The organism is Streptomyces acidicola (assembly GCF_009377235.1).
GTDB lineage: Bacteria > Actinomycetota > Actinomycetes > Streptomycetales > Streptomycetaceae > Streptomyces > Streptomyces acidicola.
The window spans coordinates 29,987-41,952 of record NZ_VMNX01000063.1 but is presented as its reverse complement, the minus strand read 5'-3'; the positions used below and the strand labels follow the sequence as shown (position 1 = coordinate 41,952).

At 68.4% G+C, this 11,966-nt stretch carries 10 protein-coding genes; 9 read left to right on the top strand and 1 reads right to left on the bottom strand.

Going from position 1 to position 11,966, the window contains the following annotated elements:
- Nucleotides 1–728, top strand: a 728-nt coding sequence (locus FPZ41_RS18595) for an ATP-binding SpoIIE family protein phosphatase (RefSeq protein WP_152864035.1), incomplete at its 5' end; no start/stop codon positions are given.
- 205 nt (nucleotides 729–933) lie between these two features.
- Here the strand turns inward: FPZ41_RS18595 and FPZ41_RS18590 are convergent.
- Nucleotides 934–1,140 carry a sulfatase-like hydrolase/transferase gene (locus FPZ41_RS18590; protein WP_152864033.1) on the bottom strand — a complete coding sequence of 69 codons (207 nt, stop codon included), beginning with the start codon at nucleotides 1,138–1,140 and terminating at the stop codon, nucleotides 934–936.
- Nucleotides 1,141–1,281: 141 nt separating this feature from the next.
- On the opposite strand from FPZ41_RS18590, the gene FPZ41_RS18585 reads away from it, so the two are divergent.
- The 8 genes from FPZ41_RS18585 to FPZ41_RS18550 all read left to right on the top strand — a co-directional run bounded on the left by FPZ41_RS18585 (nucleotide 1,282) and on the right by FPZ41_RS18550 (nucleotide 11,778).
- Nucleotides 1,282–2,289: a carbohydrate ABC transporter permease gene (locus FPZ41_RS18585; RefSeq protein ID WP_131571978.1), complete on the top strand. Its 1,008-nt coding sequence runs from the start codon at nucleotides 1,282–1,284 to the stop codon at nucleotides 2,287–2,289.
- On the top strand, nucleotides 2,282–3,127 hold the full coding sequence (locus FPZ41_RS18580; RefSeq protein ID WP_152864031.1) for a carbohydrate ABC transporter permease: 846 nt from the start codon (nucleotides 2,282–2,284) through the stop codon (nucleotides 3,125–3,127). The genes FPZ41_RS18585 and FPZ41_RS18580 overlap by 8 nt, the downstream gene beginning before the upstream one ends.
- A complete protein-coding gene (locus tag FPZ41_RS18575) occupies nucleotides 3,124–4,494 on the top strand; it encodes an extracellular solute-binding protein (protein WP_152864029.1) in 1,371 nt (456 codons plus the stop codon). The genes FPZ41_RS18580 and FPZ41_RS18575 overlap by 4 nt, the downstream gene beginning before the upstream one ends.
- A gap of 31 nt (nucleotides 4,495–4,525) precedes the next feature.
- The gene (locus tag FPZ41_RS18570; RefSeq protein WP_152864027.1) at nucleotides 4,526–5,911 is read left to right on the top strand and encodes a sulfatase-like hydrolase/transferase; all 1,386 of its coding nucleotides are present in this window, start codon (nucleotides 4,526–4,528) and stop codon (nucleotides 5,909–5,911) included.
- Nucleotides 5,912–6,271: 360 nt separating this feature from the next.
- Nucleotides 6,272–7,252, top strand: coding sequence for a formylglycine-generating enzyme family protein (locus FPZ41_RS18565; protein ID WP_152864025.1), 981 nt, complete (start codon nucleotides 6,272–6,274; stop codon nucleotides 7,250–7,252).
- An 81-nt stretch (nucleotides 7,253–7,333) separates the two neighbouring features.
- On the top strand, nucleotides 7,334–9,553 hold the full coding sequence (locus FPZ41_RS18560) for an arylsulfatase (protein WP_152864023.1): 2,220 nt from the start codon (nucleotides 7,334–7,336) through the stop codon (nucleotides 9,551–9,553).
- Nucleotides 9,554–9,570: 17 nt separating this feature from the next.
- On the top strand, nucleotides 9,571–10,527 hold the full coding sequence (locus FPZ41_RS18555) for a nucleoside hydrolase (protein ID WP_322620405.1): 957 nt from the start codon (nucleotides 9,571–9,573) through the stop codon (nucleotides 10,525–10,527).
- A gap of 225 nt (nucleotides 10,528–10,752) precedes the next feature.
- Entirely contained in the window at nucleotides 10,753–11,778 is a 1,026-nt protein-coding gene (locus FPZ41_RS18550) for a LacI family DNA-binding transcriptional regulator (RefSeq protein WP_131567182.1), read from the top strand.
- Nucleotides 11,779–11,966 lie beyond the last annotated feature (188 nt).

Here is an 11,966-nt window from a genome sequence, read left to right as displayed (position 1 = left end):
CCGTCACCTTCCCCGACACCCCCCTCTCCCCACCCCTCGGCCTGGGTGGCAGCCTCCCATTCGAGACCGCGGCACTGCAGTTGCCCGAGGGCTCCCTGCTGGCCCTGTTCACCGACGGGCTGATCGAAGACCGCCACCGCGACCTCGATGCCGGCCTGGACCTCCTGCGAGGCGCCCTGGCGCACCCCGGCCGCACCCCGGAGGCCGCCTGCCAGGCAGTCTTCGACGCCCTGCTGCCCGAGCGCCCCCGCGACGACGTCGCCCTGCTCATCGCCCGCACCCGGATCCTGGCCCCCGACCGGGTCGCCGACTGGGACGTGCCCTCCGACCCCGCGGCCGTCGCCCGCGTCCGCTGCGACGCCGGTCGCCGGCTGCAGGCGTGGGGCCTGGACCAAGTGGCCTTCACCACCGAGCTGATCATCAGTGAGTTGGTCACCAACGCCATCCGCTACGGCACCCAGCCCATCCGGCTCCGCCTGCTTCACGACCGCAACCGCCTGATCTGCGAGGTCGCCGACGGCTCCAGCACCTCCCCTCACCTGCGCCGTGCCAAGGCCAGCGACGAGGGCGGCCGCGGGCTGTTCCTCGTTGCCCAGTTCGCCCAGCGCTGGGGCACCCGCCACACCTGCCGCGGCAAGGTCATCTGGACCGAACAGGCCCTCCACGACGGAGCCGCCGAACCTCGCTCCGACCTGGTCGACGTCTTCCTTGACCAATGGGACGAATAAAGATCCGGTGAGCAGACCGACCGCACACGCCGCAGCGGTCAGAAATTCCCCGGCGGGCTGGAGCACTGCGGTGTGTCATGAGCTCGATCCGTTGTCCAGATGCCCTGGGCGCCATTTGGCGTCCTCCCGGGCACGGCCGCGCGACCGACGGTCTTCCGGTCGGGACTCGGCTGACCGGTGTGCCCGCCGAATCCGTAGATCGCCATCACGTCCGCCTCCTGTGGGCGCACCCGGTCTGGATCGACACCCGCGACGGTGTGCACTGCGGGTCCGAGCGGAACATGTTCGTACGGTTGACGCAGTCGGCGGACAGACGGTCCAGGTTCGGTTTCCGGGTCAGCGGGTCGGTGGTGCCGAGTCGCTGGCACTGGAACTGGTCGGTGATCAGCGGTACGACGTGGCCAGGTGACACCGGGACCCCTCACCGCTCGCACTGATATCGATTTCAACCTTCCGGGCACGGGATGTCAAGCAAATCCCCGGAAGGCATTGACCAAGTGACGACCACAGACCTACGGTCCCTGACATCGATTTCAAACCAGGGAGGCGCAGGGTGTCGATCTTGTCCCCGCCCCAGGCTTCGCCGCATGCCGCAGCCGTCGAGGCTGCGCCGGAAACCCGTCGGCAAAGGCGCCGCGGAAACCTGACCGGCCTGCTGTTCGCCGTCCCCGCACTGATCCTGCTGGGCGTTTTTCACGTCTGGGCCAGCGTCTTCAACGTCGCGATGTCGCTGACCGACTGGTCACTGGGCGGAGCCTCGTTCGTTGGTCTGCGCAACTATCTCGAGCTGGTCGGCAGCGCCGAGTTCCAGAACTCGCTCGTGGTGACGCTGTTCTTCGTCGTCGGCACGGTACCGGTGACGATCCTGCTCGCGCTGCCGATCGCCTACGCGCTGCAGTACCGGTTGGCGAAGTTCCACCTCTACCGGGTGCTTGTGTTCACGCCGTACGTCGTGCCGACAGTGGCGTCCGCGATGGTGTGGGGCGTGATCTTCGGTTCCAACCAGGGCAGTCTGGCCAACTGGATCCTGTCGTGGTTCGGCGCCGATCCGCGGCAGTGGCTGGTCGACGGAACCGGTGTGCTCAACCTGCTCCTCGAACCGCTCGGGGTCCGGCTGCCAGGGCTGTGGGCCGGGCCCAGTGTGGCGCTCTGTGTGGCGATGCTCGCCCAGATCTGGCACATGCTGGGCTTCGCCGTCATCGTCCTGCTGTCCGGACTGGCCGGAATCGGCGAGGAGGTCCGTGAGGCGGCCAGGATGGACGGCGCCGGAGAGTTCCGCATACTGCGCAGTGTCGTGGTCCCGCTGTTGTCGCCCACGATCCTGTTTCTCGCCGTGATCTCGCTGATCTTCGCCGTCCGTGAGTTCAACATCATCTACGTCCTGACCGGTGGCGGGCCGCAGGGCAGCTCCGAAACCTTGTCGATGCTGATGGTCCGGCAGTTCTACGAAGACAACGAGCTCGGGCGGGGTGCGACCACCGGCACGTTCCTCGCGTTGAGTGTCGCGGCGCTGACGCTGGTCCAGTTCTGGATCTCCCGGAAGCGAGTCCATTATGAGTGAATCGCGAACGACGAACCGGCTCCTCCGCCGGGCCGGTAATCTGCCGGCGCACCTCGGGCTGGCCGCGGTCTGCCTGGTCCTGCTTGTGCCGCTCTACTGGATGGTGACGACGGCGCTGAAGCCCCTGCAGGAGGCATTGGCGACACCACCGACACTGTGGCCGCACCATCCGGCCTTCTCGAACTTCGTCGAGGCACTGCGGCAGGCTCCGTTCGCTCGCTACCTGGCGAACACGGTGCTGACGGCAGTCCTGACCGGGGTCGGCAACGTGGTGATCGGCTCGCTGGCCGGCTACGCGCTGGCGCGTGGACGCTTCCGCGGTCGCGGTGCTCTGCTTGCCTTCGTGCTGGCCAGCGTGATGGTGCCGGCGGAGGCGACTTTCATTCCGAACTACGTGACGATCCGCGATCTCGGCTGGTACGACAGCTACCTCGCTCTGGTCATGCCCTGGCTGGTAGGTGCGTTCAGCGTCTTCCTGTATCGGCAGAGCTTCCATTCGCTGCCGGAGAGTCTGCTTGAGGCGGCCCGCCTGGACGGCTGTTCCGAGTTCAGGATGTTTCGCTCGGTCGCCTTCCCGCTGGTGCGGACGACCTCCCTGACGGTTTTCGTGCTCAGTTTCGTCTGGACCTGGAACGCGCTGCTGTGGCCCCTCCTCGTCACCTCTCGCCCTGAGCTGCGTGTGCTGCAGCTTGGCCTCACCGCCTTCCAGACGGAAGGCGGCGTCTACGTCAACCTGCTGATGGCGGCGACAGTGCTGTCGGTCGCGCCGGTCCTCGTGCTGTTCGCCACGTCCCAGCGCCTGGTCATCAGCGGCATCGCAGAAGGAGCCCTGAAATGAACGTACTCGCCCGCCTCAGATCTCGCCGCCGACTGACGGGGGCCGGGGTCGCCGCCATTGTGGCCCTTGTCGCCGGCGCCTGCGGGGTCAGCGGTGCGACCGCGCCGAAAGCTGAGCAGGGAGACATCCCGGCCGAGGTAAGCAAGCCGACGACAATCAGCTTCTGGCATGTCTACACCGGTGCCGACGGGACGGCGATCGACGCACTGGTGAAGAAGTTCGAGGCGGCCAACCCGAACATCAAGGTGGAGCCCCAGTTCGTCGGCGGCTTCGCGGATGTCCACAAGAAGGTGGTATCGGCGTTGCAGGCCGGATCGGCGCCGGACGTCGCGATCGCTTATCCGCCCAACGTCTTGGAGTACGCCAAGTCCAAGCGGGTGCTGGACCTTACCCCGTACGTCAAGAAGGCCGGAGTCGGTCTCTCCAAGTCGGACATCAGCGACATCCTCCCGAGCGAGCTGCAGCGGAACCGTTACAGCATGAACGGCGGCGCCTACCTGAGCTTCCCCTTCGCAGTGAACGTCGCGGCGCTTTACTACAACGGCGATCTCCTCCGTAAGGCAGGCTTCGACGCCCCGCCCCGGACGTGGGCCGAGTTCGAGCGCCAGTGCAAGGCGGTAAAGGCGCTGGGCAAGACGTGCTACGCCGCGAATGCGAACGCCTCCACTCTGAACGCGATCGCCTACTCCTACGGCACCTCGCCGGTGACGCCGGAAGGCAAGGCGTCTTTCGACGCGCCGGAGTGGGGTGACACGCTCGGTCTGCTCGGTCGGCTGGTGAACTCCGGCTCGGCTCAGCTCGCCAGCACCGGCGACGCCCAGACCGCCGACCAGAACGAGTTCGTGTCCGGGAAGGCGGCGTTCATCATCCGGCCGAGCCGGGTGGCTCCTTTCCTGAGCCAGGCAGTGGGCGACAAGTTCAAGTGGAACGCCGCCGCGCTGCCGCAGGCCAAGCAGACCGACACCCCGACCACGGCGTTGTACGGCCCCGGCCTGGTGGCCTTCAGCTCCGATGCCGATCGTCAGCTGGCGTCGTGGCAGTTCATCCGTTTCCTCGCCTCGGCCCAGACGCAGGCGTCGTGGGCGATGAGCACGGGCAACCTGCCGGTCCGGCACAGCGTGCAGACCGACAAGTCCTACGCGGCGTACCTGAAGGAGCACCCCGCCACCGCTGCCGCGGTCGGGCTGACGGGCGGCGCGCACTGGGAGGGCGCAGTGGGTGATCAGGGCATCGTGACCTACCTGCCGCAGAAGTTCCGCAATTCGATGGAGGACATCGAGGCCGGCGTGCTCAGCGGGGCGATCAAACCGGTGCAGGCGCAGGACCAGCTGCAGGCGCAGGCGACCCAGGCCCTGTCCGCAAAGTGATCCAGAACGCGAACCAGGGAGGCGGGAAGGCGTGAACCAGCCGAACATCGTGGTGTTCCTGAGCGACGACCATGCCGAGTGGGCGCTCGGATGCTCGGGCAACTCCGAGATCCGAACCCCCGCTCTCGACCACCTCGCTCGCACAGGCGTCCGGATGCGTAACGCCTTCACCGTCAGTCCTGTGTGTTCGCCGGCCCGTGCCTCGTTCTGGACCGGTCTGCTCCCGTCCCAGCACGGCTTGCACGATTTCCTGGCCGAGCGCGATCCCGAGGTGAACGCTGTGCCATGGCTCGGCAGGGAGACGTTGCTCGCCGACCTGTTGCAAGACGCCGGATACCAGACCGCGATGGTGGGCAAATGGCACCTCGGCCGCTCGGAGCAGCAGCGGCCCGGCTTCGATCACTGGCGGCCGCGAGACTACCTGTCACAGGTGTCTCCGGCCGCCGGCCGGCACGCGGTCACCGATGACGCCGTCGCCTTCCTCCGTGATCGCGACATCGACCGTCCGTTTTTCCTGTACGTCGGCCACTATGCGACGCACAGCCCGTGGCGGGACCACCCCGAGCGGATCGTCGGTCAGTACCGGACGGCGTCGTTCGCGGATATTCCGGATGATCCCGTCTATCCCTATGGCCGGATGGCCGGTGAAGCGCTGTTCCCGACCCGGACCGATCCGCGCGAGGCGCTGGCCCAGTACTACGCCGCCGCGACGGAGATCGACGAAGGCGTCGGCCGGGTCCTGGACGAGCTCGAGGCGCAGGACCTGGCCGACGACACCCTCGTGGTCTACCTGTCGGATCACGGCCTGATGACCGGCCATCACGGGTTGTGGGGCAAGGGCAACGCGACTGTGCCGTACAACATGCTGGAGGAATCCATCAGGGTTCCGATGATCCTGAACCATCCGGGAGTTCTGCTCGGCGGCCAGACGCGCGACGAATTCGTGACGCAATGCGACTTGTTCGAGCTGCTGCTGGAGCATGCCGACGTGCCCGTCCCGGAGGCGGTCCGCCGTCGGCATCGGTATCCCGGCAGGTCGTTCCGTTCGTTGTGCCGGGGCGGCGCGGAGCCCAACTGGCCGGACGCCGTGTACGGCGAGTACGGCGACACCCGGATGATCCGCACCCGGGCGAACAAGCTGGTGAACCAGCCGACGGTCGGGCGGACGATGCTGTTCGACCTGAACGGCGACCCGCGGGAGACGGCCGACGTTGCCGGGCAGAAGCAGTGGGAGACGACCGTGTCGGTTCTGACCACGCGGCTGAACAGCTATTTCGCCCAGTACGACGAGCCGGACACGAGCGGCCTCCGAGTCGCCGAACTGCCCCGGCACAACCGCCGGGAGGCCTGGCGCGACCACGGGCGGCACGACATCGTCGCCCACCCGCCCTGGCTCACCGACCAGGCCGACCGCTAGGGCCCTTCTGATGGATCTCCGTGGAGGAAGGAGCGGCGTCCGGTGCGTGCGATCGGCGTGCGGCGTGGAGGGTCATGTGGCGGAGCCACCTGTCCCTTCGCGGCGTGCGTCGAGCGTGCGTGCCGGGCGTCGCGACGCCGCGGAGATCCATCAGAAGGGCCCTAGGGGGAAGCAACGCAGACGATCTATCGACACGTCAACTTTGAAATCGATTTTGACCACCAGCCATGCTGCTGGCCGGGCGGACGTTCCGGTAAGCGCGCAGGCCACCTGAAACGTCATGCCCCCGTCACGGGCGAACCGTCCCCGCACGGCGGCCCCGACAACCCCGGATGAGCACAGACGCAAGGAGCGAAGGACATGGGTGCGTGCTGCGGCCCCACGGGCGGGCAGGAGCAGGCGACAGGGCGGAGGGATCTGCCCTTCGAGCCGCCTCGCCGGGACACCCGCGAAGTCGTGCGCGGTATGGTCCGCGTCCCGGGCGGGCGTTTCCTGATGGGCGGAGCCGACCCGGACGCGTTCCCCGAGGACGGCGAGGGTCCGGTCCGGTCCGTCACGCTCCCGCCGTACCTGATGGACGCCCACGCGGTGACCGGCCGACAGTTCGCGGCCTTCGTCAAGGACACCGGCTACATCACGGACGCCGAACAGCAGGGCTGGTCGTTCGTGTTCTACGCACTGGTTCATCCCCGGGCCGCCACAGCTGTGCGCCGCGGCGCAGTGGCCGAGGCGCCCTGGTGGCTCGCCGTCGACGGCGCCTTCTGGCGGGCACCCGACGGGCCGGGATCGTCATACGCGGAGCGCCCGAACCATCCCGTCGTGCATGTCTCCTGGCACGACGCCGCCGCCTACGCGGCCTGGGCCGGCAAGCGGCTGCCCACCGAGGCCGAGTGGGAAATGGCCGCCAGAGGCGGCCTCGAACAGACCCGATATCCCTGGGGGCAGGACCTCACCCCCCGAAACCGGCACCACTGCAACATCTGGCAGGGACGCTTCCCCCAGGTGAACACGGGCGAGGACGGCTACCTCGGCACAGCCCCGGTGAACGCCTACGCGCCGAACGGCTACGGGCTGTACAACGTCGCCGGGAACGTCTGGGAGTGGTGTGCCGACTGGTGGAGCGCCACCTGGCACGCCGCCGAAACCCGGGAGACTCGCGAAGACCCCCAGGGGCCGCCCAGCGGCGCATCCAAAGTGATCCGCGGCGGGTCCTATCTCTGCCACTCCTCGTACTGCAATCGCTACCGAGTGGCCGCGCGCACCCACAACACGCCGGACAGCAGCACAGGCCACATGGGCTTCCGCTGTGCGGCGAGCCTGCCCCCCACAGATATGAGATGAACCGGCCTGGCCAAGGGCTTGATCTCGATTCCTCTCGACCCTAGGCTGAAATCGATTTCAGAATGTGAGGAGTGTGACCGCATGGAAGCGCACGTGTTCCGTGGCAGCATCGGAGACACAGTCGCCCAGTCGGCCCCCTGGTGGCCCGGTCCGGACGAGGGGCTCCCTCGCGGGCCCAATGTCCTGATGGTGGTGCTCGACGACACCGGCTGGGCGGACTTCGGGTGCTTCGGGTCGGAGATCGCCACCCCGACGATCGACGCGCTCGCCGATCGTGGGCTGCGCTACACCGACTTCCACGTGACGCCGCTGTGCTCACCGACCCGCGCCTGCCTGCTCACCGGCCGTAATCACCACTCCGTCGGCATGCGGTTCCTCGCGGACACCGACACCGGCTTCCCCAATTCCCGCGGCAGGGTCGACCCGGACGTGCCGATGCTGCCCGAAGTGCTGCGTCGCCAGGGCTGCTACGGCACCTACCTCGTCGGCAAGTGGCACCTGGCGCCGCGGCACGAGGTCACCCCGGTCGGCCCGCACCACAACTGGCCGCTGGGGCGCGGCTTCGACCGCTTCTACGGCTTCCTCGACGGCTGCACCGACCAGTACACGCCCGAACTGTTCGAGGACAACCACCAGGTCGAGCCGCCGTCCGACGACGACTATCACCTCAGCTCCGATCTCGCCGACCGAGCCATCCGCTACCTCTCCGACCACGTCGCCTACCGGCCCGGACGCCCCTTCTTCCTGCAGCTCGCGCTCGGCGCCACGCACGCCCCGTTCCAGGCGCCACGCGAGTACATCGACAAGTACCTGCCGGTGTTCGCCAAGGGCTGGGACCGTACGCGTGCCGACCGGCTACGCCGCCAGATCGAACTCGGTGTGGCGCCCGAAGACACCGAACTCGCCCCGCGCAACCCCGGCGTGGCCCCGTGGGAGGGCCTCTCCGACGACGAGCAGCTGCTCTACACGCACCTCCAGGCGGCCTACGCCGGATTCCTCGAACACGCCGACGCCCAACTGGGCCGGGTCATCACCGAGCTGGAGCGGCTCGGCGTCCTCGACGACACGCTCGTTCTCGTCCTCTCCGACAACGGTGCCAGCAAGGAGGGCGGCCAGAACGGCGCGGTCGACACCAACGGCCCCTACAGCGGCGCGCCGCAGAGCGTGGCCCAGCAGCTTCCCCTCCTGGACCGGATCGGTGGCCGGGACGGCCCGGCCCACTACCCCGAGGGATGGGCGATGGCCGGCAACACCCCGTTCCGCCGGTACAAGCAGTACGTCGACCTCGGAGGCGTGCGCTCCCCGCTGGTCGTTTCCTGGCCCGGGGGGATCGCCGCACACGGCGAGGTCCGCCGGCAGTTCGTGCACGCCATCGACGTGATGCCCACCGTTCTCGACCTCATCGGCGCCCCGTCCGCCGCCGATACCCACGGCCGCAGCATCAGCGCGACCTTCGGCGATCCCGCGGCGTCCACGCGGGACACCCAGTACTGGGAGATGCTCGGGCACCGCGCGCTCTGGCACCGCGGCTGGAAGGCGGTCACCGAGCATGTCAAGGGGACCCCGTACGCGGAGGACACCTGGAGGCTGTACGACACGGCCTCGGACTTCTCCGAGACCCACGACGTCGCCGCCCGGCATCCGCAACGACTGGCCGCCCTGCAGGAGCTGTGGTGGAGCGAAGCACGCGCCAACAACGTGCTGCCGCTGGACGACCGCACACTCGTCGAACTTCTGAGAGTGCGGTCCCCGAACGGACTCATGGGCCGCGACCGCCTGGTGCTGCGCCCGGGCCAGGGGCACATCCCGTTCTGCAGCATGGTGACCGGAACGGACCGCTCCATGAAGGTCACCGCCGCACTGCGCGGTCACCAATCGGGCGACGAGGGTGTGCTGTTGGCCAGTGGCAATGTACAGGGCGGCTACGTCCTGTACGTCCGCAAGGGGCGGCTCACCTTCGAGCACGCAGCGCTCGGACAACGCGTCATCTGCACCGCCGATACCGAACTGCCAGCCGGTGACTGCGAGGCCGGCTTCGCCCTGCACCGTCGTGACGACCGGTCGGCGCGGCTCGTCCTGCTCCATGGAGCCGAACCGGTCGGCAAGGCCGAGATACCGCTCACCTTGCCGCACCTGGCGTTCTGGGGAATGGACGTCGGGCGCGACCCTGTCAGCCAGGTCTCAGCCGGCTACACAGGCGATTTCCCGTTCCCGCCGCACGTGATCGACCACGTATCGATCACGTTCACCAGTGAATCGCCGCTGAGCGAAGTTGCCGAAGCCATGGAAAGCAAGGAGTAATCCCGGCCGTGAAGAACATCATCCTCGACGTCGACACCGGTGTGGACGACGCGCTCGCCATCCTGTTCGCCGTACGCCATCCCGGCCTGCGGCTCCGTGCGGTCAGCTGCGTGGCGGGCAACACGCACGTGGACGCCGTCGTCCGCAACACCCTTACCGTCCTGGAAGCGGCCGGTGCCGACGACGTGCCGGTCGCGCGCGGTGCCGAACGGCCGTTGCTCGCCGAACCACATGACGCCACTCACGTCCACGGCCAGGACGGGCTCGCCGACCTCGACCTTCCCACACCGATCCGGCAGCCGGTCGACATCCATGCGGTGGAACTGATGCGGCGCGAGATACTCGCCAGCCCGGACCCGGTGACGCTGGTGCCGCTGGCACCGATGACGAACATCGCGCTGCTGCTGCGCGCCTACCCCGAAGTGGCCGGCAACCTCGAACGGATCGTCTTCATGGGCGGCTCGGCTGCCGTCGGCAACGCCACGGCAGTCGCGGAGTTCAACGTCTGGCACGACCCGGAGGCTGCCGCGATCGTGCTCGGCTCCGGTGTGCCGATGACGATGTACGGACTCGATGTCTTCTACGAGGTGGCGCTGGGGAGCGAGGACATCGACAAGCTGATCCTCCACACGGACAGCGGGGCAAACCTGGCTGGGCGGCTTCTGCGCCATCGGGCGATGGCTTCCGGCGGTGACACACGCATCCCGATACCGGGGGGAGGGTCGATCGGCGACGCCGGAGCGGTGTGCGCGGTCGCCGACCCGGCCGGACTCACCACGCGCACGCTGCCTGTTGAGGTGTGCCTGGTCGGTGAGCAGACCCGCGGACAGACCGTCGTCGACCACCGCACCAGCACACACGACACTCCCCCGCCCGGCCGCGGCACCGCACGGCGCATCGATGTCGCATTGGGGGTCGACCGCGAACGCTACCAACGGCTGTTCCTCGATACCGTCAGCGGCGTCACGGTCTGACGCCGGACACTGTCTGCCCGGCCCGCCCCGAGAGAAGAACAGCCCTGAACCCAGGCGGGCGTCGGCACGGCCCACGGCCAGCCCGGACGGTGGACACAAGTGCCGACGGTGCCATGCCGTTGCGGGGCGTCCGGCCAGACCTGTACGCGCTGTTCGCGGGCGGCTGTGGGTCAATCACCCACGGTAAGCTGCCCACAGAAGACAATCCGATCCGGAACGGTGGCCATGGTCAACATCAGCGACGTCGCGCGCGCCGCCGGAGTGTCACCATCCACTGTTTCCCGTGTACTCAACCAGCCCGATATCGTCACCCCGGACAAGCGGGACCGGGTCCTCGCCGCGATAGCACGTCTCAACTACCAGCCCAGCACGTTTGCCCGGGGGCTGCGCCGTGGCACGTTCGAGACTCTGGCCCTGCTGGTCGGCGACATCGCCCAGCCGTTCCACGGTCGCCTGGCGAAGGCCGTGGAACTGGCGGCCGAGGAAAAGGGCTACAGCGTCCTGCTCTGCGACCTCGACCACAGGCAGGACCGGCTGGTCGGCTTCCTGCGTTCCCTGCCGAAGCGCGGCATCGACGGCATCCTCATCGCGACCGCCGACAACCTGGACGTCCCGGCCGTCCACGAGGCGCTGACGGCCTTCCTCGCGCAAGACATCGCCGCCGTCACCACCTCCCAGCACCTCCAGTCCGTCCCGGTCCCTGCCGTGGTCGTGGACCGCACGGCCGCGGCCCATGACGCCACCCGGCATCTGCTGGACCTGGGGCGCTGGCCAGTGGCCTTCCTCGGCGGCGGGGCCTCCGCGTACTCACAACGCCTCGCCGACGGCTACCGGGCGGGCTGCCGTGACGCCGGCCACCGTACCCAACCCCGGCTCATGCTCGACGGCGGCTTCCAGACCGAGCCCGCGATGCGAGCCGTCGCAGCCCTCCTCGCCGAAGGGACCATTCCCGAGGGGATCGTCGCGGCCAACGTACCGATGGCCCTCGGTGCCCTTCGCGCACTGGCAGAACGAGATCTCGACGTCCCGGACGACGTGGCGATCATCGTCTGTGAAGACGTCCCCGTGGCTGCCTACATGCGACCGTCCCTGACCTGCGTGAGCACTGACCTCGACGCCTACGGCCGCCGCGCGGTGGACACTCTCCTCGCCGCCGTCGCGGGCCACGACGTCCCCCGGGTCACCGTGCTGCCCCACACCCTCATCCTCCGGGACTCCGCACCTGCCGCAGTCCCTCCGCCCGGAAGCTGACAACCCCGAATCCAGGAAGGCAACACTCCCCCGCAAACGCACCGCTCTGCGGGGCCTGCGGGCCGCGTGCCATCGGTCCCGCATCACCGAAAAGCCGGAGCTGTGCCGGAGATCCCTCCATCTGCCCGGCAGCCAGGCAGCTTGCACGCTGCTACCGAGTCGGCAGGGGCCTCCCGCCGAAGAGGGCG